Raw genomic sequence first — 22,065 nt, 5'->3', positions numbered from 1 at the left:
ACTTGTTATACGAGAGTGAGAAAAAGTTGATAATGTAACAACGTCAATCCAGACAATATTCCAAACTATAGAGTGAAAAGAGGGTAAATGAGTAGTCCGAACTCTGGAAACTGGGATGAGTATCCTCGATTTGGCCGAAACGAACGAGCTACAGAAAACTCTGACTTAAGCAATAGCTTTTTTCACAATAGGGACAATCCACACCAAAATCATGCAGATTACGAAAAGGGCGAATCGCGTGAGCACGGTTCGGTTTCTGCGGTCGATGCATATCTATGGGCAGCTGGGACGATCATTCGAAATTGGAAGCTGTGGATATTGGCAATGGTCGTCGTGTTCTTCTTCGGAGTTCTCTACATGGCAGTACTTCGAGGGATTAACGGCATTAGCTCCAATGAGGCTGGTGGCGGCTTAGGATCTGTATTGCAGCTGCTGTATATTCTGAGCTTAATGTTGCTATCCGTCATCGGAATGCGACTAGCTCTATTTCAGATAGATGACTCCCGCACAGGCTGGGATTATTTGGTCAAAGATGTTCGGTGGTGGCAGCCATTAGTCATCATGGCGGTAATTGGTGTGATAATGACTTTAATCGCATTGATGGTGGCGGGACCGCTCATTTTTGGATTGCTTAACGGTCTAGAGGGCGCCTCCTCGAACAAAGAGGTTAACGCTCTTGTTTTTGGGTTGTTGGCGTTGGTGGTCTTACTTACTTTCTTGGGTAGCTTTATTCAGCCCTTTTACGCCTTGATGCAGTGGTTTGCAGCTGATGGTGACAGACTGAGTGACGCTGTTACGAGTGGCTTTAAAGTGGGTAGGGAAAACTATACTCAATTACTAATTTTTATGCTTTTAAAGTTTTTTATCTTACTCGCTGGGTCTATTTTACTGGGCATCGGCCTCATCGTGGCGTATCCGGTTACCCTCTTGGCACAGGCACATATGTACCGTCAGTGCGCGGGGCGCAATACTCTTCCGCAGGCGTAGCGCAGCATAGTTAAAGGCCACCGTTTCCCGCTCGGGACGGTGGCCTTTGGCGTGCTTGGCGACGACCCCGTGGGGCCGCCGTGAGCGATTACTGCCGGGAGCGCTCAATCGCCTTGTTATAGGCGGAGGTGATGAGCGTGCCGAATTCGCGGAATTCCTCGGCGCGGGCGGCGGAGGAACGGAACACGAGGCCCACCTCGCGTTCGGCGGTGACATCGGAGGCAAAGTGGGCGATGGCGACGTCCTTGCCGTGGCATTCGGTGGCTAGGGCGGACTCGGGGACGAGGGTGCAGCCCAGTCCGCCCATGACCAGCTGCATGATGGTGGTCAGGGAGGAGGCGCGGGTGACGGAATTGGTGGCCTCGGCTGGGTTGATATTGGCATGGCGACAGAGGTCGACTACTTGGTCGCGCAAGCAGTGGCCGTCGTCAAGCAGCAGCAAATCCAAGTCCTTGAGCTCCGCAAGCTTGACATTCTCGCGGCCGGCGATGGGGTGATCGGGCGGGCAGACAATGGAGAATTTCTCCGTGTAAAGCGGGCTATCGACCATGCCGGTAGCTTCGGACGGAAGGGCCATGATGGCAAGGTCCAGGTTGCCGTTTCGCAGGCGGGTAATGAGGTGTTGGGTTTGCTCCTCGACGAAGCGCGGCTGGAGATCCGGGTAAGCCTCGGCAAGCATGGAGAGCAGATCGGGGAGGATGTAGGGGGCGATGGTGGGGATAACGCCGATCGTCAGCGGGCCGGCAAGGGTGCCGTTGGCCCCGCGAGCATGGGCGAGGAAGGTATCGGCTGCTTCAAGCGTTGCCTTGGCGTAGGGGAGGAGGGTCTCGCCGGCCGAGGTAACGATGACCTTGCGGGTGGAGCGCTCGATAAGCTGCAGGCCCAAGCCCTGCTCGAGGGCAACGAGGCCCTGGGAGAGGGAGGGCTGGGAAATTTCGAGTTTGGCGGCTGCGGTACCGAAGTGCTTGTTTTCCGCCACGGTGACAAAGGTGCGCAGCTGAGCAAGTGTAGGGCGATACTCTTTATTATGCATGCCTATTACTCTAACACTTACCTATAGGATTTGCTATTGACGCGAGCGGAAAAGATGGTATAACTGATCGTGTTGGGCCGGACACGGTCCGGCCCCGCTGCTTGTACACAAAGCGGCAGGAAACTTAGAGGAAAAGCCTTTGCTAAAGGAGTTGAAGACTATGCCTATTTTGACCGTCGGCGAAAAGTTCCCAGAGTTCAACCTCACCGCCCTGACCGGTGGCGACCTGCACGATGTCAACGCTAACCAGCCGGAGGACTACTTCGAGCAGGTATCCCTGGACAAGTACGAGGGCAAGTGGAAGGTCGTCTTCTTCTACCCGAAGGACTTCACCTTCGTTTGCCCGACTGAGATCGCTGCCTTTGGCAAGCTGGACGAGGAATTCCAGGACCGCGATACCCAGATCCTCGGTGGCTCCACCGATAACGAGTTCGCTCACTTCAACTGGCGCGCAACCCACCCGGATCTGAAGGAAGTTCCTTTCCCGATGTTCTCCGACGTGCGCCACGACCTCATTCGTGCGCTGGGCGTAGAAAACGCCGATGGCGTTGCTGACCGCGCCACCTTCATCATCGACCCGGATGGCGTTATCCAGTTCGTATCCGTCACCCCGGATGCTGTCGGCCGTAACGTAGACGAGGTTCTGCGCGTGCTCGACGCCCTGCAGTCCGAAGAGGTCTGCGCTTGCAACTGGGAGAAGAACGACCCAACCAAGAACATCAACAAGATGGACGTCGTTCAGTCCGCACTCTAAATCTCACTGAGATGCAGGTTTACCCCGCTTTCGTGGCGGGGTTTCCTTTTAAATCCAGCACAGCAAATTCCTATCAAAACCTCAAAGGAGAAAAGCTATGTCTATTGATAATCTGAAGTCTTCCCTGCCGGAGTACGCCAAGGACCAGAAGCTCAACCTGGGCACCCTGACCCGTTCCAAGGACCTGGACGAGGAGCAGCTCTGGGGCTGCCTGCTGGCATCGGCCGCCGCAACCCGCAATGACACCGTGCTGTCTGAGATTGCGGAGGAAGCAAAGGAGCACCTGTCTGAGGAAGCTATCGAGGCAGCCTACGGCGCAGCCACCGTGATGGCTATGAACAATGTTGCCTACCGCGCCAAGGGCTGGTTGGGCGATGACTACGCACAGGTGAAGTTCGGCCTGCGCATGAACATCATCTCCAAGCCAGGCGTAGACAAGGCCAACTTCGAGCTGTGGAATACCGCAGTCTCCGCCATCAATGGCTGCGAGCACTGCCTGGGTGCCCACGCTCACGAGCTCAACGAGGCTGGCCTGAGCAAGGAGCAGGTCTGGGAGGCCGTCAAGGTTGCGGCCGTTGTCCAGGCTGTGGCACAGGCTGTCCAGATCGAGGCCGCACGCTAAAATAGCCGGCCTTTAGCCGCCCTCGCGCTTGCCGACGCCCTCCTTATTCCGGGGCGCGGCAACCAGGGCGGCTTTGTCGTTTTCGCTGGCTAGTACTCCACGCGCAGGTCCGACAGTCGGACTTCGCCGGCTTCATCGGAGGCATCGAGATCCACCGTAGCGACGAACTGGTAGGCGTGGTCGCCGACTGGGTCCTTAATGATCTGACGCACGGACCACAAACGCGAGTCAGTATCGCCCAGGCGGAAGTACTCGGGACCGCGGGCCTCGGGGCCGGAATCGATATCGTCATATTCATCGAAATAGTCATCCAAGATAGCGCCGAAGTCCGGTACCTCGTCTAGATAATCAAGTAGCTCCGCCAGGCGGTCTTCTTTTTCTAGCGCGAAAAGCTGCACCAGACGGAACATGTAATTGCGCACCATAATGGTAAAGGCGCGGCGATTGGCCGTGAGCGCGGTGGGGTCCTCCACGCCAAAGGCCAGCTCGCGATCCACCGTGTCTTGGTCGATGGGGGAGTCTTCGCCGGCCATTTGCGCCCATTCGTCGACAAGCGAGGAATCTACCTGGCGGATAAGCTCACCTAGCCAGATAACGATGTCTTCGAGTTCTGGCGTGTTGTACTCGTCCGGAATGGACTGCTTGAGGGTGCGCCAGGCGTCGGTCAGGTAGCGCAAAATCACGCCCTCGGAGCGGGCCAAGCCGTACGTTGCGACCAAATCCGAGAAGGTCATCGCGTTCTCGAGCATGTCGCGCACCACGGACTTAGGCCGCAGCTCAAACTCCCTAACCCACGCATTGGTCTCAGCAAAAGTATCGTAGGCCTGCTCCAGTAGCTCCTCGAGCGGCTTCGGCCAGGTGATGTCTTCTACGATATTCATGCGGTCGGTGTAGTCCACCCCGTCCGCCTTTAGCGCGGCGATCTCTTCGCCGCGGCGCTGCTTCTGCTGGGCAATGAGCACCTGGCGCGGGTCATCTAGGATGGCCTCGAACACGGAAATGACGTCCAGGTTATAGGTCTCTGCCTCCGGATCCAGCAGCGAGAGCGCCGCCAGCGCGAATGGGCCCAGCGGTTGATTGAGCGCAAAGTCACGCGGCAGCTCTCGCACCAAATGGTAGGGGCGACCGTAGATATCCAATCCCTTGGTGGATTTTTGTACCACGCCAGAATCCACTAGCCCGCGGAAGAGATCAAGTGCCGTGAGGATGTCTTTATTCTGCTTGCTGCGATTATCGTGGTTGTCTCGCAGCAGGTGGCGCATGTGGTCATAGCCATTGCCGTGGCGTGCCAAGACGTTGAGCAGCATGGAATTAGAAACGCGGAACTGAGAGGTAAGCTGTTCCGGTTCAGCCTCTGTAAGGCGCGCGAAGGTCTTCTCGGACCAGGACACTTCGCCTTCGCGGGCGGATTTCTTCTTCAGCTTCTTCAAGCGCTTGGGGTCGTCGCCGATGCGGCGGCGTTCCTTGGCATTTTCGATTTCGTGCTCGGGGGCCTCGACCACCACAGTGCCCTCGGTGTCATAGCCGGCTCGGCCGGCGCGGCCGGCAATCTGGTGGAATTCGCGCGATTTGAGGATGCGTTGGCGCTGGCCGTCGAACTTGGCAAGGCCAGTCATCAGCACGGTGCGGATGGGCACGTTAATGCCCACACCCAGGGTATCGGTGCCGCAAATGACCTTAAGCAGGCCCTTTTGCGCCAGGCGCTCTACTAAACGGCGGTATTTGGGCAGCATTCCCGCGTGGTGGATGCCGATGCCCTTGCGCAAGAGCTTGGACAGATCTTTGCCAAAGGCAGTGGTGAAGCGGAACCCACCTATTTCTTGAGCAATCGCTTCCTTTTCTTCCTTGGTAATGATCCCCGAAAGTGAGGTGAGCGCCTGGGCGCGCTCGGCCGCTTCACGCTGCGAGAAGTGCACCACGTAGATGGGTGCCTTCTTATCGGCCAAGAGCTCCTCGATGGTCTCGTGCACCGCGCTAAAGACATAGGAGAAATCCAGCGGGACAGGCCGCGTGGTGCCGGCGACGAGGTTGGTGGCGCGGCCAGTGCGGCGGGTGAGATCATCTTCTAGCCACTGAGTATCGCCCAAAGTGGCGGACATGAGCAGGAACTGCGCCTTGGACAACTCCAGCAGCGGCACCTGCCAGGCCCAACCGCGATCCGGCTCGGAGTAGTAGTGGAACTCGTCCATCACTACTTGGTCGATATTGGCCTCGGCGCCATCGCGCAGCGCAATATTGGCCACAATCTCGGCGGTGGCGGCGATGATGGGGGCACTGCCATTAACGGTGGCGTCGCCAGTCATCATGCCCACATTTTCGGCGCCGAAGATATCGCACAGGGCAAAGAACTTCTCGCTCACAAGGGCCTTAATCGGCGCAGTATAGAAGCTGCGCTGGCCACGAGCTAGGGCGATGAAGTGTGCAGCATTAGCCACCATGGACTTTCCCGAGCCTGTAGGGGTAGCGAGGATAACATTATCGCCGGCCAAAATACCGAGCGAGGCTTCTTCTTGCGCTGGGTACAAATTGATACCCCGGCCGGTGGTCCACGAGGTAAAGGTATCCCAAATTGCCTCGTCTACGAGGGACTCGGGTACTTCCGTTAAATCTGGCAGCAGCTGAGATAAGTTCACCCCCACCACCTTAGCGGCGATGGGGGCGGGTTAGTTAGATATCGTCACCTAAGTCGCCCTCGCCCGAAGCAGAATCAGTGCCATCCTTGCCATCATCGGACTGCGGGCCTTCCTCTTCGGCGGAATCTTCGCGGTCATCGATCTCGGTATTGATGATCTGCTGGCTTTCTTCTTCATCCAAGGAAGCCAAAAATGCCTGGAACTCCTCGCTGATTTCCTCACCGGTAGGCATGGGCTCCTCGCCAGGCATGATCGCCTGCGGATGCTCCTTGCGGTAGCGCTCCATATAAGCGTCATATTGCTGCTCGAGTTGTTGGACTACGCCTTCGATCTCATCCGAGCCACCAACTTGCTCCTCCAGCTGGTTTTCCACGCGAGAAATATCGGCCTCAATGCTGCCCAAAGGAATGTTGAGGCGCGCCGCCCGAGCCACCGAATCCAGCAACTGGTACGTGGCCTGTGGATAAGGCGAAGCTGCCAGATAATGCGGCACGTGGACGGTATATCCAGCCACCGTGCGGTGCTTATCCGCCAGAGCCTTTTCCAGATACAGCGCGGCGGAGCCTGGCACCATCATGGTGGAATCCATCGAGAGCATGTGCTCAGTCAAGCGGGAGGAGGTGCCATGGGCCGTAACCACCGTGGGGCGGGTATGCGGCACCGGCATCGGCGCGGCATAGAGCATAATGGTGTCTTCGATGTTGAACTTTTCCACCAACTTCACCACGGCGGTAGTAAACGCCTCCCAGCGCATGTCTGGTTCAGGGCCAGACAGCAGTAGGAAGGTCTTTCCGGAATTATCGCGCAGGACCTTAATACCAAGATCCATGGACTCGATTTCCAGCGCCCGATCCTTATCAATCGTGATGGCTGGGCGGCGCGAGCGGTAATCAATCAGCTCATCAGAGTTAAACGACGCCAGCTGACGGCCTTCCAAAGCGGCCTTCAGGTGGTCAGCACTTGCCTCAATGGCCTGGCCAGCGTCAGCATAGCCGTGCATGGCAACAATCATGGTGGGGCCTTGTCCGTCACCGGAATCATCCCTAATCACCGGAGCCGGATATTCCAGCTCATACATGCGGCGATCTTCTTCGTGCATGTTGTGTTACCTCCTTGCATTCTTACCTACCCCAACGCCGCGCGCGTGCCTACTATTCCCGCGCGCACTGCGAGGTTAAATAAACAATTGTGCCCCAAACCGCTGCGCATTGCCAGCGCAATCCCGGGCGGGTTGTGGAAAGCCGCTAGCCGACGCCCCCCTTCACCCCACCTATCCACAGATCCCCACCACCTAATCCTTAGCGGCCTATGCATAGTTGCGCTCATGGTTGAGGCTGGGGCCATGGACATCACAACACCAACTCAGCCCATCCGTACGCCCGGCGATATCCTCGCCAATATCCCAGGAATCCTCGGATTCTTTCCCACCGAATCAGTCATCCTCATCTCCATCCAACCCAGCCAACGCGGATACAGCATCGGACCAGTAGCCCGCCTCGATTTGCACGATGTGCCTGGTGCCCTGCACGAGGTGATGGATGCGTTTCACTGCGGAAACCCCGAAATCATTTTTTGCTTCGTGCTCTCCCAGCGCGAGGAAGGAGAGCTCTGGGACATTCTGCAGTCTCTTTACCATTTCCAAGACCGGACAGGTATGGGCATCGATGCCTGCTGGCTGTCCGAAGAACTATCCACCGATACCGCCTATGACCTCATCTTTGGCCACGCCACAGAAAGCGGCGAGGGCCCGCTGCAGAATTGGATGGAAGGAACCATACCCGCCATCTCGACGAGCCACACGATGCGCGCCTGCGTGAATAACGGGATGCTTCCGGAACTTAGCCGTCATGACTTGGTCCAGCGTTTCAAGGACCCGAACCCATACTTTGGGGAAGAAGAGATAAGGGCCATGGAGCGATGCGCCGAAGAGATTGCCCGCCAACTGCGCGCCGGGCACGGATACGGCACTACAGATCCAGTGCAGGTGGTCAAGCACCTCATTGCCGATGTGCTCTATGTGCTCAGCGAGGTCGAATCGCTGGAGGAAACCCTAGAAAATGAAGAATTGTTGTGTGTGGCAGCCATGTGGATGTCTACCACCTGGACCCGCGACCTAGTCATTACGGAGCTTGTCTCCGCGCCGCAGGAAGCAGGTGACCTGTTATTGGCGGTAGCCCGTACATTCCAGGGGTCTATTCGCTACAACGCCCTAGCTTTGTATGCTGCTAGCCAGGTGTCTCACGAATTCGGAATTTATGCCGGTCCGGCGCTGGCAGTAGTAGTAGAAGAGGCGCCCCATCACAATTTGGGGCGCCTCATAGCGCAGGGGTATCGCAGCGGTATGGGAAAGCGGTTGGTCTCCAGCCTATGCCATGGTTGCGAGCTAGCCCGCGAAGCGGCGGGGCTCCGCGTTGACAGCCCCGCCTAACACGCGCGGCGTCTAGGACCGCTTTGCGGAATGTGCCTTATCGCCAAGCTGTCGGGTGAAGTTCCACGCGTCGGTGACGATGGTTTCCAGGTCCGTACGGGTGGGATTCCACCCGAGTTCCCGCTGAATCTTCTCTGAGGAAGCGATGAGCGTAGCTGGGTCGCCCGCGCGGCGCGGGGCCACCTCAGCCGGAATATCGTGGCCGGTGACCTTGCGACACATCTCGATGACTTGCTTGACGGAGTACCCATCGCCAGAACCCAAGTTGTAAATGCGGTGCTTGCCAGATTCGTTGGACTCGAGGGCAAGCACGTGGGCGTCGGCTAGATCGCGGATATGGATGTAGTCACGCACTGGGGTGCCGTCTGCGGTATCCCAGTCATCGCCGAACATGAAGATCTTATCCCGGTGGCCCAAAGCAACCTGCAACACGATGGGGATGAGGTGGGTTTCTACCTCGCGGTTCTCGCCAATATTTCCGTAGGCACCAGCCACATTGAAATAGCGCAGCGAGGTAGCGCCCAGGCCGTAGGCGTGGGCAAAGGACGTGATCATGTAGTCGATGGCCAGCTTGGTCGCACCATACGGATTGGTGGGCTGGGTTGGCATGTCTTCCGTAATCGGGACTTGGTCGGGCTCACCGTAGGTTGCAGCGGTGGAGGAAAAGACGAGGTTTTTGACGTCGTTATCCCGCATGGCATTAAGCAGTGTCAGGGTAGTAACGACGTTGTGCTGCCAGTACTCATCTGGCTTTTCCACGGATTCGCCCACCAAGGAGCGCGCAGCGAAGTGAATGACGCCTTCGAAGCCACCTTCGCCCAGGACATCGGCAGCCTTGTCCGCGACGTCGCCCTCGATGACGCGGGCGGCTTCCGGAACGGCCTCACGGTTGCCGGTGGAGAAATTATCGATGATGGTTACGTCATGGCCTTGTTCGACCAATACTGCGGCGCAGACGCTGCCCACGTAGCCGGCGCCACCGGTAACGAGAAGCTTCATAGCTATACCTCCACGCGCACTGCGTGCGCCAAATCGTCGGAAAGCACGACGCTGCCACCTTCCGGTGTCGACAGTGTGATCGTGCCGCTGTTATTGACCACAGATACCTTGGCGCCCACACGAATGCCGGCATCGGTGAGCTCCTGGAAGGTGCCATCATCAACCTGCAGGATTTCATTGACCTGGATGACGGTCGCGGAGACCTGCTCGCCATTGGGGAGATCGACCGCCCGGGTGCCCTGGTCCGGCTGCGGAACATCGAAGCCAAGTGCAGACAGTGCCGGAATAGGATTGCCAAAGGGGGACCGCGTCGGGTCATCGAGAACGGCGACCATGCGCTTTTCCACCTCTTCACTCATGACGTGCTCCCACCGGCAGGCCTCGTCGTGGACCTTGGCAATGTCGAGCCCCAGGACGTCGGTAAGCAAACGCTCTGCCAAACGGTGCTTGCGCATGACTGCGGTTGCTAGGTCGCGGCCCTTGTCCGTGAGATCCAAACTGCGGTCGGTGCGCACGTGCAAAAGGCCATCGCGCTCCATGCGGGCCACAGTCTGAGAAACCGTAGGTCCGGACTGCTCCAAACGCTCCGCAATGCGGGCGCGCAGGGGAGTAATGCCTTCTTCCTCTAGCTCGTAGATGGTCCGCAGATACATCTCCGTTGTATCAACTAGGTCCCTCACGTGGGCATACCTTTCTGTGTGAATACAGTTACGCGGCTATAGTCCCGTCCAAGAACGGGAAAGCGCTTTCTAGACTCTGCAGTCCAGATTAGCCTACCCAAGGCTTGGCTCGCCGCTAGGAACCAAGCCGATGCCTTATCCACGCCAAACCCCGAGCCCATGGCGGTACGTTGCCAAATGGGCCCGGGGATAGGATGTGCTGCCGAATGCAGTAGGCGTGGATTACAAAGCGTACTCGCGCAGGCGATCGGCGCGGTTTCCATCGCGCAGCTTAGCCATGACTTCGCGCTCAATCTGGCGTACACGCTCGCGTGAAAGGCCGAAGCGGCGGCCTATCTGATCCAAGGTGCGCGGAACACCATCATCGAGGCCATAACGCAGGCGGATGACGTCCTGCTCGCGCTTCTCTAAGGTGTCAATCACACCGCGGATATCGGAGTGGCGCATAGATGCGACGACCGCAGTTTCAGCATCGGTAGCTTCTGCATCTTCAATGAAGTCGCCCAAAGGAGCTTCTTCATCGGTACCTACCGGCATATCGAGAGAGACCGGATCGCGCGACTGGCGCAGCAGCATTTCAATCTTGTTCTCATCAATACCGGATTCTTCCGAAAGCTCCTCGTTGGTAGCTTCGCGGCCCAATGATTGATACATCTCGCGCTTAATACGAGAAAGCTTGTTAACCTGCTCAACCAAGTGGACTGGGAGGCGAATGGTGCGGGACTGGTCAGCCATGCCGCGGGTAATCGCCTGACGAATCCACCACGTGGCATAAGTGGAGAACTTGAATCCCTTGGCGTAATCGAACTTCTCCATTGCGCGGATAAGGCCTAGGTTGCCCTCCTGGATGAGATCCAGCAGTGGCATACCGCGGCCGGTGTAGCGCTTGGCCAGCGAGACAACGAGGCGCAGGTTGGCTTCGAGCAGGTGGGAGCGTGCCTTCTTGCCTTCGCGGGCGAGGATCTTTAGGTCGCGCTTTTCGGCACGGGTGAGCTTTTCTGCGTTATTGAGCTTGTACTCCGCGTACAGTCCAACCTCGATGGCCTGAGCGAGTTCTACCTCATCTTCCGCGCTGAGCAGTGCGGTCTTGCCGATGCCGTTGAGATAGACGCGGACGAGGTCGGCAGAAGGATTATCGTTGGTTTGGTTGCGGCGAGATCCGCGGTCTACTTCCTGTTCTTCATCAGTAGTGGCACTTGAAGTGCCCTTGGCGGTGGTGGCAGATGTCTTCGTCATAGTGAAGCCTCCTGAATTTGTCGCCGGTTTCACACAGTACAACGGAGTCTTTAGCGATTTAGTTCCCAGTGCAGAGAGAATTAGTAAAAACAGTTGGTCCCCGTGGTACAACTCCACCTTTTCGGGGGAGAGGTACCACGGGGAACGGTTACGAGATGCGAATAGCTTGGTATGTGGAACTACTATCCGCGCACCTGGACGAGGTAGCGGTAGATAGTCGGTTCAGATACGCCTAGGCGCGTCGCTGCCGCGGCAATTCCGCCTTTAAGAAGGAAGAATCCTGCATCCTCAAGGTCAGAGACCACTTCGAGTCGCTCCTCGCGCTGCATGCGAGGTACTGGCGTGCTCTGGTTAGAAATTGCGGAATTCAACATGGAATCTAGAAGGTTCTCTACGTTGGAACGCAAAGACTCGCTGACTTCTTCCTTCTCTGGCTCCTCTTCCGCAGCCTCGTCTTCTGGAGCCGGGTCTGGTACCGCGACGGGTCGCTGCGGCTGCTCTTCCGTGCCGGGATAGCCGCCGAAGGCCTTCGACTTATCAAATGCGGGATCATCGGCGTTGCCGATAAGTGCGGCGGCAGTATCGCGAATGTGTACCAACTCGGAGACGTCAACATTGATGCACAGCATGCCGCGCATATGGCCAGAGTCGTCTCGGATGAAATAACTAGAAGAGCGGCAAATTTTGCCTTCCGCATTGACGGCGCGGTAGCCGGTCATCATGGGGATTGCTGCGGCATCGCCTTGTTTCATAAACCACAGAGCGAAGTCGGTCACGGGGCCGCCTAGCTGCCGGCCAGAGATGTGGCCGTTGGCGATGGCCATGATGGATTTATCGGGGACGTCGAGATCGTGCAGCACGATTTCGGTGTTGGGGCCCATTGCCTTACCGAGGAATTCGACGAGGGGAATGTACTGCTCGAGGAAATTTTCTTCGGAGGCACTGCCGCTAGGGAAATTCATTAGCTGAAGCATGTCCTTTAATTCCTGTCAGGTTATAGAGAAGATATCACACGGAAGCGAGTAGGCGGAAGGGGGGGAACTAGCGCCAAGAAGGCCGGGTGAACACAAGCGGCTTAGCGCTGTGCTCACCCGGCTCATCGCTTCTCTACAGGGTGGTCTCTATCCACACACCGGAACTGGTGGGTGAACTGCTAGGGCCAGGCCACCTTGTGAGGTCTCCCTGTACTTGGCGTTCATATCCTTACCAGTCTTATACATGGTCCAGATGACTTCGTCCAAAGAAACGCATGGCTTGCTCTCGCGCTCCAGCGCCATGCGGGCGCTGGTGATGGAGTCAACGGCAGCGACAGCGTTGCGCTCAATGCAGGGGACCTGAACCTGTCCAAGGACTGGGTCACAGGTCAGGCCTAGCTTGTGCTCCATGCCAATCTCGGCTGCAATGCAAACCTGCTCTGGGGTAGCGCCCATGAGCTGGGCGAGACCGCCAGCAGCCATGGAGCACGCTACACCAACCTCACCCTGGCAGCCGACCTCAGCGCCAGAGATGGAAGCGTTCATCTTGTACAGGGAAGCAATCTGGTTGCAGGCGAAGATGTAATCAGCAAACATCTCGGTGGTGACGGGCTCAACGAACTTGTCGTAGTAGGCCAGTACCGCCGGGACAACGCCGCAGGCACCGTTCGTGGGAGCGGTAACAACGCGGCCACAGGATGCATTCTCTTCAGAGATAGCCAGTGCGAACATGTTGACCCAGCTGAGGATGTTCAGACCATCGTGCGGTTCGGACTGCTCTAAGCGGCGCCTCAGGGCAGCGGCGCGGCGGGGGACAAGCAGGGAACCTGGAAGCGGACCGTCGGTAGCGGAGCCGCGCTCGATGCCGGTGTACATGACATCGCGGACCTTGCGCAGGTGCTCGTTGACTTCGTCTTCCGAGCGCAGGGCCAACTCGTTGGCCAAGCCAAGCTCCGGGAGGGTCATGTTGTTCTTCTCGCACAGCTCGAGCATCTCTGCGGCGCTAGCGTACGGGAAGGGGATATCAACCTTGGCGTCCGTGCGCTTGGCAAAGTCTTCCTGTTTGACGATGAAACCGCCGCCGACCGAGTAGTAGGTCTTGTGCAGGATGTCTTCCTCGCCGGCGAAGGCGATAAGACACATGCCGTTCTCGTGCATTGGGAGGTACTCATCGTGGAAGTAGAAGCCGCCGTCCTTGGGGAATTCCACCTCGTGGGAGCCGCCCAGCATGAGCTTCTCGCTGCTGCGGACGTTCTTCATGAATTCGGAGATGCCGTCGATATCAACTGTCTCTGGCTCTTCACCGGCGAGGCCGAGGAGGATGGCCTTGTCTGTGGAGTGGCCGATGCCCGTGAGGGAGAGGGAGCCGTAGACATTTGCCTGAACTCGAGTGACCTTGTCAAGGAGGTCCTTTTCCTTGAGTTCGTCCACGAAAGCCTTGCCGGCTTTCATTGGGCCTAGGGTGTGTGAGCTTGAGGGGCCGATGCCAATCTTGAACATATCGAAGATGCTGATGAACATTGTTCTTTCCTTGAATCCTCTGCGATTTTCTCGTCTGCGGCGGTACTTAGAAGGCCTGGACGATGGAGTAGATGATGGTTGCTAGGGCGACGAGGCCCATGAAGAAGACGAAGTAGTTGGAAGCCATGCCCTTGTAGCGCTTCAGCGCTGGGACCTTGTGGATGGCGACCATTGGGATGATGAAGAGCATGATGGCAATCGTCGGGCCACACAGGGTTTCAATCATGCCCAGGATGGATGGGTCAGCCCAGGCGACGAGCCAAGCGGTGACCAGCATGAAGATGAGGGTGATGGTATCGAGCTTGTGAGCGGACTCTGCGTCGTCCTTGCTTGCGTTCTTGCTGCCCTTGATGACGAGGCCTTCGAAGCCTTCGGCTGCGCCGAGGTAGTGGCCGAGGAAGGACTTAGCAACTGCAATCATGGCGATGACTGGGGCAATCCACTGGATAAGTGGGTTATCGAAGTGGTTGGCCAAGTAGGACAGGATGGTGATGTTTTGTGCCTTAGCGTCCGCCATGTCAGCCGGGGAGAGGCTTAGAGCGGTGGAGAAGACGAAGAACATAACCACGACGACCATGAGGATTTCTGCGCGGAGCAAGGTCTTGCGGGACTTGGCCTCAGCGAACTTGCCGTAGGTCTGGCGGCGGTCAACGGCGAAGGAGGAAATCATCGGGGAGTGGTTGAAGGAGAAGACCATAACCGGAACCAGCAGCATCAGGGTAACGCCCATGCTGTGGCCAGAAGCCTCGCGAGCGACGTTGAGGTCGAAGGAATCGAAGAGCGCGGTATTCCACTTCGGGATGAGGTAGAGGGAAAGCAGAACCAAGATGCCGATGAATGGGTATACCAAATAGGACATGACGTGAACTACGACGTCCTTGCCCATGCGGACGATTAGGATGAGGCCGCCTACCAGCAGGAGGGAGGTAAGCCAGCGGTCCGGAGGAGTAATTCCGAGCTGGTGCTCCAGGAAGGAGTTGACCGTGTTGGTGATGGTGACCGAGTAGACCAGCAGGATGGGGTAGACCGACAGGAAGTACAGGATGTTCATGAGCACACCAGCCTTCTTGCCAAAGTGCTCTTCCACGACGTCCGTGAGGTCACCGTCTGGCTTGGAACTGGACAGTACCAAGCGGGTCATTCCGCGGTGAGCCCAGTAGGTCATAGGCAGTGCTAAGACCGTCATGATGATAAGCGGGATGATGCCACCGATGCCGGCGTTAATGGGAAGGAAGAGGACACCAGCGCCGATTGCGGTGCCGAACAGGGAGAGCATCCATACGGTGTCTTCCTTATTCCACTTCGGTGCACCCTTCTGGCCATCGAACGGGGTGTCAATGCCAGGGGCGGGTGCGGATTCCTTGGATGAGGGAGCTGCCTTGGAGGCCTTGAGATCCTCAGGCATCTCAGCCTGGTTTTCTGGGTGCTGGGCCTTGTTGCGCCGCGTGATTGAGTGGGACATTTTCTTTCCTACATCTAGTTGGTCGGCCGAAGCGTTTGGGCTTCTGCAACCATGAGTGAGAAAAATTTTCTCACTCAATTTTGCGTTTGTAGGATTTTGAGAAACTATCTCGCATCCTGCATGTCCAGCCCTTTTGCTTCGCTGTGCCTTCAGTATAGAACAAAATCTTGCAGAATGATAATAAATTATTGCACTGCGAGTAGGGCATTTATCACTCTCTGAGAATTTGCATTCCCTTGCGCTTTATGGCTTGCTTTACACAAAATCCGGAAAAGTGGTTTACGTCACGGAATCGTTTGTAAAAGGTCCTGCTTAACACGATTTTCAGATCTCGTGGGGCGGAAATTGAGGGTGCGGGCTAGGTCTCTACCAAGACGGTGAAAGGTCCTTCACTCACAGAGGAAACGCGCATTTTAGCCCCGAATTGGCCTGTTTCTACTGACACGCCGTGTTCCCTGAGGCTCGCAATAATCGCCGCGATGACCGGTTCGGCCTCGGGTCCTGGAGCGGCATCCGCCCACGAAGGGCGTCGCCCTTTGGCAGTGCGGCCGTACAAAGTAAATTGGCTCACCACAAGCACGGGCGCTCCGGCATCAATGACTGACACTTCGCCATCAAGAATGCGCAGTTCTGCAATCTTGCGTGCCATCTTCTCAGCGCGGGGCTGCCAACCATCCATATCCTCGCGTGAGACCCCAATTAGAGCGAGAAGGCCACCGGTTTCGGGACTAGTAATGGCCCCTACGGTCTCTCCATCGACGGTCACTGTGGCCTCTGATACCCGAGTCAAAACTGCGCGCATGGTTTACTTCTCCTTATATAACGAGTGGGGGACAGTGTGGATCTAGCTGAGGTCCGGCGAATCGGTATCCAAGAGGAGATCAGCTGGGATAAGCAGGCCATGTCGGACCATATCGATCACGGCGGGTAGGGCAGCAGTAGTAAGTTCTGCTTCGTCGAATCCGTGCGCCGCCGCATACAGGCCAATGGTTTCTTCCAGGTTCAAGCCCTGTGGGTTGAGTCCGGCGACAATGGCAGCGATGTGTTCATCTACTTCGTGGCTCCAGCGCGGACCGTCGGTGCGAGTAAGGCGTAGAGCGGCCCGTGTAAATCCCTGGCCCAAATCCCCATCTGGGGTGCTGATATCTTCGCGTGCCAGCCCCGGGCGTACCTGGAAGTGCTTTCCCTGTAGCTCGCCGGGTACTAGGTCGCGCAACCACGCCACACGGGCAAAGTATTCTTCTACTTCAGGTCCAAGTGGGTCGCTAAAGGCCTGCGGCATTTCTTCGGCCAAGATATCGGCAGGTTCATCGTCGCCGATGCGTTGGATAGCGACAAATCCAAAGCCAATGCCATTGACCTCATGTTGCTGGAAATGTTCCAGCCAGGCGCGAGAGCGCTGTTGTCCTTCAGGGGAGCGTACATCCAGGGATTCATCCTCGAGCCAGGTGGACACATAGAGTGCGGGATCGGCTACGTCGCGCTGGATGATCCAGGCAGCAATTCCCTTGTCTGGCAGCCAGGAGGCAACGCGTTGCTGCCAGGTCTCGCCGCTGGTGTGTACCCAAGCTGCCAGAAGGTGAGCCGTGCCGCCAGGGGTTAGGTGATCGGTGGCCCGAGAGACAACCAGCTCGCTGGCACCGTCCAGATTTAACCCGGAATCGCGGTAGACGTGGCCAACTTCGGGAAGGCCAACAACAAAAGGTGGGTTAGCTACGAGGCGGTCAAAGCGGCGGCCGGCTACGGGGGCGAACCACGAACCTTGCAGCAATTCCACTTTCTCGCTATCGCCAGTAGCGGCAATGGTAGCCTCGGCCAACTCCAATGCACGCTCATGCACGTCGGTGGCGGTAATCTTTTCAGCGCAATCGAGCTGCCCCAGCAATTGGACGCCCGAGCCAGTGCCTAGATCTAAGACGCTGCCCACTGGGCTTACTGGCGTGGATTGCAGCAGCGAAAGGCTTGCCGCACCAACGCCAAGCACATGGTCTGGGCCAGGTACGTGGTCGACCAAGGAGGCGTCGACGTCGGAGAAGATGAGACGGTTGGCGCCAACGATGGTGTGGGGGCGGATATCGAGGGCAATGTAGGCCTTGCCATGGGCGTCGGCAAGCGCAACATTGGCATCGAGCAACTGGGTAGCCAAGCGCGCGCCTACCGCCTCGCCCAAAAGCGTGGCCGGTAGGTGTTCATGCAGGAGGAAGAAGCGGATCAAAAGATCCAATTGAGATTCGCTGTGCGCGGCGAGCGCAACTGGTGCGGGTTCGCCGCGGAAGAGGGCCTCGGTAACTTCCGGACCTAGGTGCCCGGCTACGCCATCGGTAGTAAAACCGGCGGCGGTAAAGACGTCGGAAAGCTCTGCGGCCAGCGTGGCTAGCGCGGTGGCATCAAAGTCGGGGCCAAAAGCGGTCGTCATGTAGGCAGGAATCCTTTACTCTTCTTCGTGATCAATGATGTCGTGGTGTGCCTCAATAGGCCGGGCAGTGCCGCCGGATACCTGTGGGGCGTGGGTCTGGCTATAAAGCTGCCGGTTCATGGCTGGCTTGTACACGTTTTTCTCGCGCTTATCCTTCTTTTCTCCCCGGCCGTTGCCAATCACCACGGCTATCCAGGGGAGGGGAAATGTCACGCCCACAATGATGGCGGCTAAAAGCCACCAATGCATATAGAGGAAATAACCGGCGATGAGCAGGGAAGGAACGCGCAAAAACTGAAAGATTCCGTACCGGATTTCGCGGCGCTTGCGGTCCTGGCCAGGCGAGAGCTTGGCATCTGTGATGAGGTAGCGCTCTTTTTTGCCAAACAACCTAGACTCGGCTCCCCTCGTGCGCATCGGCGTTCCCTCGATAAGGGGAGAAGGGCGCAGTGGTTGGCGTGCATGACGTGTACATGTTCTCCAAGGGTAGCCGCCTGACTCGCAAAGTTCGATGCCGATGCGGCAAAATGGAGTGCGTGACTACGACTACGAAGACAATTGAACGGCCAGATATTCGTGAAGACACTTCGACGACGGATAATGACACGCCGAAGTTCTTCCACTACGTCAAAAAGGATCACATCCTCGATTCCGCGGTGAACGGCAAGTACGTCGTTGCGCTGTGCGGCGAAACTTTCCCGGTGACCAAGCAGGCAAAGCCGGGTTCTCCGGTGTGCCCCGATTGTGAGCGTGTGTATAAGGGTCTGCGCCGCAAGTGAGGACTTTTAAAAAGACTAACCTTCGCGCCTGGCAGCAATCCGCCCTCGATAAATTCCTCGCCACTAAGCCGCAGGACTTCATGGCGGTGGCGACCCCGGGCGCCGGAAAGACTACTTTCGCACTGCGCATTGCCACCGAGCTCATGGAAGACCGTACGGTCGAGCGCGTAATCGTGGTGGTGCCTACCGAACACCTCAAGACCCAGTGGTCGAGCGCTGCCGCGCGCGTGGGTCTGGCTCTAGATCCGGCGTTTAGCAATTCCTCCGCCGTTAATCCCTCGATGGACGGCATCGTGGTGACTTATGCGCAGGTGGGTATGCACCCCTTCAAGCACCGCGCGGTGGCCTCGGCTCGGCGCACTTTGGTGATCCTTGACGAGATTCACCATGCAGGCGACGCCAAGAGCTGGGGCGATGGCGTCAAGGAAGCCTACGACGATGTCAATCACCGCCTGGCCTTGACCGGTACGCCTTTCCGCTCCGATGACTCGCCCATTCCATTCGTCCAATACGTGGACGATGGGGAGGGGCACAAGGTATCCCGCTCGGACCATACCTATGGCTATGGCGATGCGCTTGCCGACGGCGTCGTGCGCCCCGTTGTCTTTCTTTCTTACTCTGGCGAAGCCCGCTGGCGCGACTCGGCCGGCGAGGAACATGCAGCCCGTTTGGGCGACATTATGAATGCGGAGCAAACCGCCCGAGCGTGGCGCACCGCCTTGGACCCCAAGGGTGAGTGGATCCCTGCTGTGCTGCAGGCGGCGCATACCCGCCTGATGCAAATGCGGCGCAATATGCCGGATGCCGGCGGCCTTGTGCTGGCTTCGGATACGACGACCGCACGCGCGTATGCCAAGATCCTCAAACAGCTTTCTAATACGCCAGTGTCGGTGATTTTGTCTGATGATCCCGGTTCCTCGGACCGCATTCAGGAGTTTTCTGAGTCCACCGATGAGTGGATGGTGGCAGTGCGCATGGTGTCCGAGGGCGTCGACGTCCCGCGCCTTGCGGTGGGCGTTTATGCTACCTCGGCGTCGACTCCTCTCTTTTTCGCCCAGGCCATCGGCCGCTTCGTGCGCTCGCGCATGCCGGGCGAGACGGCATCGGTTTTCCTTCCATCGGTTCCTGTCCTGCTGGGCTTGGCCGAAAATATGGAAAAGTCCCGCGACCACGTCTTGGGTGAAGAAAAGCCCGACAAGGAAGGCTGGGACGACGATCTGCTAGAGCAGGCGAATCAGAAAAAGACCGAACCAGACATGCTGGAGAAGTCTTATGAGTCGCTTGGTGCCGAGGCAGAGTTTTCGGGGCTGCTCTACAACGGTTCTCAGTTCAATACCGGGGATATGACCACCGATGAGGAAGCGGACTTCCTAGGTATTCCCGGGCTACTTGATGCGGACCAAGTCAAAGATTTGCTGCGCAAGAAGCAATCCGAGGAAATGGACCGGCGTGAAGCGGAGGAAAAGGCGCGACGCGCCGCTGAGGCGGAGGAAGCTCACCGCCGCAAGCTCTACGGCATGGATTATGCGCCGGCCTCACGGAAGAAGTCTATGGAATCTGAGTCCAGCGATACTGGAGTTGTCGATGAGCTAGGCCAGCTGCGCAAAGAACTCAACACGGTAGTCTCCATCGCTGCCCAGCGCTCGGGCCGCCCGCACGGTGCGATTCACACCGAGGTCCGTAAGGCCTGCGGTGGACCGCCCACCGCGCTCTGCAACGCCGACCAGCTACGCGAGCGCATCGAGTACCTGCGCAAGTGGTAGGTGACGCTACGTGGTAGGCGGTCATGGTCAAAGTCAAGAGAAAGCAGGGCCGGATTGGGAAAGTACTCCAGTACCTTTCGTGCGGTGCACTTCTAGCGCAGTGCACTCCTAGCGCGGAGTCCACCCAGCCCGGCCTTTTCTGCGCTCTACCAGAAAGCGACCGCCGTACAATGCGCAGCCAGCGTGGGTAACGTAGTTAAAAGCAATAGAACGATTAGCAATAACACGATTATGGCTTTTGGGCTGCACTCAAGGAGGCCAATCGTATGACCACCCCGAACGACCCTCACACCCCGGGCAACGGAAAGAATTCCGACAGTACCGAAGGCGCGGTATACCCGGCCTTTGCCGGTGGCGGTGACGGTTACGGTTATTCCCCGGCCGAAAAGAAAAGCGTGATTGCGGTGTGGGCTCTCATTATCGGCATCATTGCGCTGGTGTCTTTGCTCCTAGTTGTTCCACCGCTGCTGCTAGGACCGATTGGCATCATCGTCTCCATCATCGCATTGCTAAAAGGCAAGAAGCGACCAAAAGAGCTGCGCCGCGCCTGGATGTCCATCGCCGGCTTGATTACCTCAATTATCGCTTTAATCTTGTCCGTTGCTTTCTTAATTTACTTGTATACGCACATTGGTTGGACGATGACGCCTGACCCTGAAATGTGCACGACCATCGATGACCCAGCGCAAAAGCAAGCCTGCATGGAAGATTCCTTGAACGGTTCTACTCAAAACTAGGCGTTTCCCAAACGCCGAATATCGCATCCTCCCACCCATGGCACCATCCATGTGGAGGTGCGCAAGGCTTGCCGCGGCCCGACCGCCCACAAACTCGGCCACTCGGTAGTTGCCAGTTATTTCACAGGTTCCGTAAGTAACGTGGCCGAAAGCGATTACAAATGCGTAAGTTATTAGAATCACATATTCGATAAAGAGCACCCAATTAGGGCTGCCCCAAGGAGGCCAACCACATGACCACCCCGAACAACCCAGAGAACCCGGACAACGCGAAGAACCCATTTAGCAGCGACAGCACCGGCAAGCTGCCCTCCTACGGTGAGGCAACCTCCAAGGCCAACGAGGAGCACACCCACGACGCAAACAACTACGGCGTAGACAACACCGCTCACGACCACGCCTCCCACGATGCTTACGGTACGGACGCAACCGCCGCTGGCGCCGGCTACCCGGCCTACGCTGGTGCCGGCAGCCAGCCGGCAAAGAAGAACGCAGTTGCTATCTGGGCACTGGTCATCGGCATTATCGCGCTGCTGTCCCTGCTGCTGATCGTTCCGCCGCTGCTGCTCGGCCCAATCGGCATTATCGTTTCCATCATCGCCCTAGTCGTTGGCCGCAAGCGCCCGAAGGAGCTGCGCCGCACCTGGATGTCCGTCGTCGGCCTGGTTACCTCTATCTTGGCCTTGGCCGGCACCATCGCCATCATGGCCTTCGGCGTGAAGATTCTCGGTGACACTGGCGCCGACAAGTGCCTGAACATGCAGGACCCTGCCCAGCAGCAGGCCTGCATGGAGGACACCCTGGGCACCGCATCATAGCAGTAAGGGAAATACCCACACACTGCATTTAGCAACCCCCACGAGCCCCGACCACATACGTGGTTGGAAGGCATGTGGGGGTCTTTATGTCTCGTGGAAGTCGTGGGGTTGCCCGCAAATCGTGGACACGTAGTGGAGCTACCTAGTGGTTAGGCAGCTATTTCTTTTCTGCTGGTGGTTAGACCAATGTGGTTCTCGAAGTCGACGGGGCTTACCATACCGA

General features: G+C 57.5%; 20 protein-coding genes. 8 read left to right on the top strand and 12 right to left on the bottom strand.

What is annotated here, in order from left to right:
- The first annotated feature begins 87 nt into the window (after positions 1-87).
- Complete coding sequence (locus MHY08_RS10810; protein WP_239236658.1) at positions 88-987, top strand: hypothetical protein; 900 nt, start codon at positions 88-90, stop codon at positions 985-987.
- A gap of 88 nt (positions 988-1,075) precedes the next feature.
- Here the strand turns inward: MHY08_RS10810 and MHY08_RS10805 are convergent, their stop codons facing one another.
- Positions 1,076-2,020, bottom strand: coding sequence for a hydrogen peroxide-inducible genes activator (locus MHY08_RS10805; RefSeq protein WP_239236657.1), 945 nt, complete (start codon positions 2,018-2,020; stop codon positions 1,076-1,078).
- A 160-nt stretch (positions 2,021-2,180) separates the two neighbouring features.
- Here MHY08_RS10805 and MHY08_RS10800 point away from each other — a divergent pair, with 160 nt between their 5' ends.
- On the top strand, positions 2,181-2,774 hold the full coding sequence (locus MHY08_RS10800) for a peroxiredoxin (RefSeq protein ID WP_005328586.1): 594 nt from the start codon (positions 2,181-2,183) through the stop codon (positions 2,772-2,774).
- A gap of 97 nt (positions 2,775-2,871) precedes the next feature.
- Positions 2,872-3,396 (top strand): carboxymuconolactone decarboxylase family protein, encoded by a 525-nt coding sequence (locus MHY08_RS10795; protein ID WP_204608707.1) that lies wholly within the window; start codon positions 2,872-2,874, stop codon positions 3,394-3,396.
- An 89-nt stretch (positions 3,397-3,485) separates the two neighbouring features.
- Here MHY08_RS10795 and MHY08_RS10790 read toward each other — a convergent pair whose 3' ends face one another.
- Positions 3,486-6,029 carry an RNA helicase gene (locus tag MHY08_RS10790; RefSeq protein WP_239236656.1) on the bottom strand — a complete coding sequence of 848 codons (2,544 nt, stop codon included), beginning with the start codon at positions 6,027-6,029 and terminating at the stop codon, positions 3,486-3,488.
- A gap of 34 nt (positions 6,030-6,063) precedes the next feature.
- Positions 6,064-7,128: a PAC2 family protein gene (locus MHY08_RS10785; RefSeq protein WP_204608713.1), complete on the bottom strand. Its 1,065-nt coding sequence runs from the start codon at positions 7,126-7,128 to the stop codon at positions 6,064-6,066.
- Positions 7,129-7,371: 243 nt separating this feature from the next.
- Here MHY08_RS10785 and MHY08_RS10780 point away from each other — a divergent pair, with 243 nt between their 5' ends.
- Positions 7,372-8,457, top strand: a complete 1,086-nt coding sequence (locus tag MHY08_RS10780; protein ID WP_239236655.1) for a DUF4192 domain-containing protein — start codon at positions 7,372-7,374, stop codon at positions 8,455-8,457.
- A gap of 12 nt (positions 8,458-8,469) precedes the next feature.
- On the opposite strand, the gene galE is transcribed toward MHY08_RS10780, so the two are convergent.
- From galE to MHY08_RS10735, 9 genes are all read right to left on the bottom strand, one after another.
- Positions 8,470-9,456: a UDP-glucose 4-epimerase GalE gene (gene galE, locus MHY08_RS10775; RefSeq protein ID WP_204608719.1), complete on the bottom strand. Its 987-nt coding sequence runs from the start codon at positions 9,454-9,456 to the stop codon at positions 8,470-8,472.
- 2 nt (positions 9,457-9,458) lie between these two features.
- Positions 9,459-10,136 (bottom strand): metal-dependent transcriptional regulator, encoded by a 678-nt coding sequence (locus MHY08_RS10770; protein ID WP_005328577.1) that lies wholly within the window; start codon positions 10,134-10,136, stop codon positions 9,459-9,461.
- Positions 10,137-10,358: 222 nt separating this feature from the next.
- Positions 10,359-11,372 (bottom strand): sigma-70 family RNA polymerase sigma factor, encoded by a 1,014-nt coding sequence (locus MHY08_RS10765; RefSeq protein WP_005325073.1) that lies wholly within the window; start codon positions 11,370-11,372, stop codon positions 10,359-10,361.
- A 182-nt stretch (positions 11,373-11,554) separates the two neighbouring features.
- Positions 11,555-12,334 carry a transcriptional regulator gene (locus MHY08_RS10760; protein WP_239194030.1) on the bottom strand — a complete coding sequence of 260 codons (780 nt, stop codon included), beginning with the start codon at positions 12,332-12,334 and terminating at the stop codon, positions 11,555-11,557.
- Positions 12,335-12,493: 159 nt separating this feature from the next.
- Positions 12,494-13,867: an L-serine ammonia-lyase gene (locus tag MHY08_RS10755; RefSeq protein WP_204608726.1), complete on the bottom strand. Its 1,374-nt coding sequence runs from the start codon at positions 13,865-13,867 to the stop codon at positions 12,494-12,496.
- A 46-nt stretch (positions 13,868-13,913) separates the two neighbouring features.
- Positions 13,914-15,329, bottom strand: a complete 1,416-nt coding sequence (locus MHY08_RS10750) for an HAAAP family serine/threonine permease (protein ID WP_204608729.1) — start codon at positions 15,327-15,329, stop codon at positions 13,914-13,916.
- 358 nt (positions 15,330-15,687) lie between these two features.
- Positions 15,688-16,131, bottom strand: a complete 444-nt coding sequence (gene dtd, locus MHY08_RS10745) for a D-aminoacyl-tRNA deacylase (RefSeq protein ID WP_239194028.1) — start codon at positions 16,129-16,131, stop codon at positions 15,688-15,690.
- Positions 16,132-16,173: 42 nt separating this feature from the next.
- Positions 16,174-17,745: a class I SAM-dependent methyltransferase gene (locus MHY08_RS10740; protein ID WP_204608736.1), complete on the bottom strand. Its 1,572-nt coding sequence runs from the start codon at positions 17,743-17,745 to the stop codon at positions 16,174-16,176.
- 15 nt (positions 17,746-17,760) lie between these two features.
- The gene (locus tag MHY08_RS10735; protein ID WP_239236654.1) at positions 17,761-18,162 is read right to left on the bottom strand and encodes a DUF3099 domain-containing protein; all 402 of its coding nucleotides are present in this window, start codon (positions 18,160-18,162) and stop codon (positions 17,761-17,763) included.
- A gap of 110 nt (positions 18,163-18,272) precedes the next feature.
- Here MHY08_RS10735 and MHY08_RS10730 point away from each other — a divergent pair, with 110 nt between their 5' ends.
- The 4 genes from MHY08_RS10730 (at position 18,273) to MHY08_RS10715 (ending at position 21,842) form a co-directional block, all read left to right on the top strand.
- Positions 18,273-18,524 carry a DUF3039 domain-containing protein gene (locus MHY08_RS10730; protein ID WP_005325062.1) on the top strand — a complete coding sequence of 84 codons (252 nt, stop codon included), beginning with the start codon at positions 18,273-18,275 and terminating at the stop codon, positions 18,522-18,524.
- On the top strand, positions 18,521-20,287 hold the full coding sequence (locus MHY08_RS10725) for a DEAD/DEAH box helicase (protein WP_005328565.1): 1,767 nt from the start codon (positions 18,521-18,523) through the stop codon (positions 20,285-20,287). Before MHY08_RS10730 ends, MHY08_RS10725 begins: the two co-directional genes overlap by 4 nt.
- A gap of 266 nt (positions 20,288-20,553) precedes the next feature.
- On the top strand, positions 20,554-21,024 hold the full coding sequence (locus tag MHY08_RS10720; protein ID WP_239194024.1) for a hypothetical protein: 471 nt from the start codon (positions 20,554-20,556) through the stop codon (positions 21,022-21,024).
- A gap of 233 nt (positions 21,025-21,257) precedes the next feature.
- Complete coding sequence (locus MHY08_RS10715; RefSeq protein WP_150851826.1) at positions 21,258-21,842, top strand: hypothetical protein; 585 nt, start codon at positions 21,258-21,260, stop codon at positions 21,840-21,842.
- The last annotated feature ends 223 nt before the right edge of the window (positions 21,843-22,065 follow it).

Source organism: Corynebacterium sp. ACRPJ (assembly GCF_022347345.1).
GTDB lineage: Bacteria > Actinomycetota > Actinomycetes > Mycobacteriales > Mycobacteriaceae > Corynebacterium > Corynebacterium tuberculostearicum_D.
This window is presented reverse-complemented; position numbering and strand designations above follow the sequence as displayed.

Bases quoted from the DNA above. Each gene is read 5' to 3' on its own strand.
- MHY08_RS10810 (WP_239236658.1), top strand. From the start codon at position 88: ATGAGTAGTCCGAACTCTGGAAACTGGGATGAGTATCCTCGATTTGGC.
- MHY08_RS10805 (WP_239236657.1), bottom strand. From the start codon at position 2,020: ATGCATAATAAAGAGTATCGCCCTACACTTGCTCAGCTGCGCACCTTT.
- MHY08_RS10800 (WP_005328586.1), top strand. From the start codon at position 2,181: ATGCCTATTTTGACCGTCGGCGAAAAGTTCCCAGAGTTCAACCTCACC.
- MHY08_RS10795 (WP_204608707.1), top strand. From the start codon at position 2,872: ATGTCTATTGATAATCTGAAGTCTTCCCTGCCGGAGTACGCCAAGGAC.
- MHY08_RS10785 (WP_204608713.1), bottom strand. From the start codon at position 7,128: ATGCACGAAGAAGATCGCCGCATGTATGAGCTGGAATATCCGGCTCCG.
- MHY08_RS10780 (WP_239236655.1), top strand. From the start codon at position 7,372: ATGGACATCACAACACCAACTCAGCCCATCCGTACGCCCGGCGATATC.
- galE (WP_204608719.1), bottom strand. From the start codon at position 9,456: ATGAAGCTTCTCGTTACCGGTGGCGCCGGCTACGTGGGCAGCGTCTGC.
- MHY08_RS10765 (WP_005325073.1), bottom strand. From the start codon at position 11,372: ATGACGAAGACATCTGCCACCACCGCCAAGGGCACTTCAAGTGCCACT.
- MHY08_RS10760 (WP_239194030.1), bottom strand. From the start codon at position 12,334: ATGAATTTCCCTAGCGGCAGTGCCTCCGAAGAAAATTTCCTCGAGCAG.
- MHY08_RS10755 (WP_204608726.1), bottom strand. From the start codon at position 13,867: ATGTTCATCAGCATCTTCGATATGTTCAAGATTGGCATCGGCCCCTCA.
- MHY08_RS10750 (WP_204608729.1), bottom strand. From the start codon at position 15,329: ATGTCCCACTCAATCACGCGGCGCAACAAGGCCCAGCACCCAGAAAAC.
- dtd (WP_239194028.1), bottom strand. From the start codon at position 16,131: ATGCGCGCAGTTTTGACTCGGGTATCAGAGGCCACAGTGACCGTCGAT.
- MHY08_RS10740 (WP_204608736.1), bottom strand. From the start codon at position 17,745: ATGACGACCGCTTTTGGCCCCGACTTTGATGCCACCGCGCTAGCCACG.
- MHY08_RS10735 (WP_239236654.1), bottom strand. From the start codon at position 18,162: ATGCGCACGAGGGGAGCCGAGTCTAGGTTGTTTGGCAAAAAAGAGCGC.
- MHY08_RS10730 (WP_005325062.1), top strand. From the start codon at position 18,273: ATGGAGTGCGTGACTACGACTACGAAGACAATTGAACGGCCAGATATT.
- MHY08_RS10720 (WP_239194024.1), top strand. From the start codon at position 20,554: ATGACCACCCCGAACGACCCTCACACCCCGGGCAACGGAAAGAATTCC.
- MHY08_RS10715 (WP_150851826.1), top strand. From the start codon at position 21,258: ATGACCACCCCGAACAACCCAGAGAACCCGGACAACGCGAAGAACCCA.